Annotated in this window: 1 protein-coding gene and 1 pseudogene; both read left to right on the top strand. The window is 62.0% G+C overall.

The genetic code is table 11. The features are described from left to right. A pseudogene (locus MTX34_RS25425) lies at positions 1–783 on the top strand (IS21 family transposase); the annotation flags it as partial. After that, complete coding sequence (gene istB / locus MTX34_RS25430) at positions 780–1,583, top strand: IS21-like element helper ATPase IstB (protein WP_243611201.1); 804 nt, start codon at positions 780–782, stop codon at positions 1,581–1,583. The pseudogene MTX34_RS25425 and the gene istB, both read left to right, overlap by 4 nt. Positions 1,584–1,644: the final 61 nt, after the last annotated feature.

Genomic DNA, 1,644 nt, shown 5'->3' on the forward strand with positions numbered 1-1,644 from the left:
TTCTGGGCGGGTGAACGATTCAACAGTCTCGAGCAAGCGCAGGAGGCGGCGGTTCGGTGGTGCAGCAGCACCGCAGGTATGCGCATTCACGGCTCGACATGCGCCCGACCGCTCGAGGTGTTCGAGGACTTTGAACTGTCGGTACTGCTTCCGGTTCCGGCGGAGTACGACGTGCCGATCTTCAAGGACGTGAAAGTCCACCGCGACTTCCACGCGGAGGTCGCTCGCGCGTTGTATTCGTTGCCGCAGCAGTGGATCGGATCGACACTGTCGGTCCGGGCAGATACCGAGCTGGTGAAGTTCTATCACCGCGGCACCCTGGTGAAGATCCATCCCCGCCAACCTGCAGGTGGGCGCAGTACCGACCGCGCCGATCTCCCCGAACACAAGAGCGACTACGCATTACGGGATGTCACCTCACTGATCAGGACCTGCAACGGTCACGGCCGCAATATCGGGATCTACGCCGAACGGATCCTCGATGACCCACTGCCCTGGACGCGGATTCGCAGTGTCTACCGGCTGCAAGGGTTGGTGAGACGTTACGGAGCCGAGCGGGTCGAACAGGCCTGCTCACTGTCGTTGGATCTCGACGTCGTCTCGGTCACCAAGATCGCGTCCATGTTGGAGCGGGCCACCGAGAAATCGACACCCGCATTGCCGAAAGCAGTGGGACAGGAATCGACGCGATTCTCTCGTGACCCATCCGAATTCCGTTCCACCACAACACCATCACTGACCGTCGTAGACGCCGGCTCCGCATCCATGGAAGGACACTCATGACCACCACTCGCACCCCAGCCACCACCGAACCGGTCGGCACAGACCTCGTCCGGCTACTCAAGGCCCTCAAACTCGGCGCGCTCGCCGACACACTGCCCGAACGCGCCGCTCTGGCTCGGCAACACAAACTCAGCCACATAGGGTTCCTCGAAGTGCTCCTCTCCGACGAAGTCAACCGCCGCGACTCCCGTTCGGCGACATTGCGATCGACCAAAGCAGGACTGGATCCGACGATGGCCTTCGAGGCCTGGAACACCCACGACGATCTCCGCTACGACCGCACCCTACTCGGAGACCTGACCTCACTACGCTTCCTCGACGCTCACCAGTCCGCGATCATCCTCGGACCCGTCGGCGTCGGTAAGACGCATCTGGCAACAGCATTGGGACACATGGCAATCCGGCGACGACACAGTGTCCTGTTCGCACGATCGGACAAACTGTTCACCCGACTACGCGCAGCCCGCCTCGACAACACCGTCGACGCCGAAATCCGGCGACTGACCGCCATCGAAGTCCTCATCATCGACGACTTCGCGCTACGCCCACTCGACGCCACCGAAACCAGCGACTTCTACGAACTCATCGTCGAACGCCACCGCAAGAAAACCACCGTCGTGACCTCCAACCGCGAGCCATCGGAGTGGCTGACCATGACCGCCGACACCCTCCTCGCCCAATCAGCCATCGACCGACTGACCTCCACCGCGCACACCCTCGTCATCGAAGGACCGTCCTACCGCCAACGCACCCGACCCGGAACAGTTGACCCCACCACCGACAACGAGCATCCTCAATAACGCGCCACGGTGGTCCCTACCCTCTGGCAACCAGGTGGTCCCATCACCCTGGCAAGCGACA

The organism is Rhodococcus sp. ARC_M5 (assembly GCF_022810405.1).
Taxonomy (GTDB): Bacteria; Actinomycetota; Actinomycetes; order Mycobacteriales; family Mycobacteriaceae; genus Rhodococcoides; species Rhodococcoides navarretei.

Coding starts and splice junctions, on each gene's coding strand:
- istB (WP_243611201.1), top strand. CDS start 780: ATGACCACCACTCGCACCCCAGCCACCACCGAACCGGTCGGCACAGAC.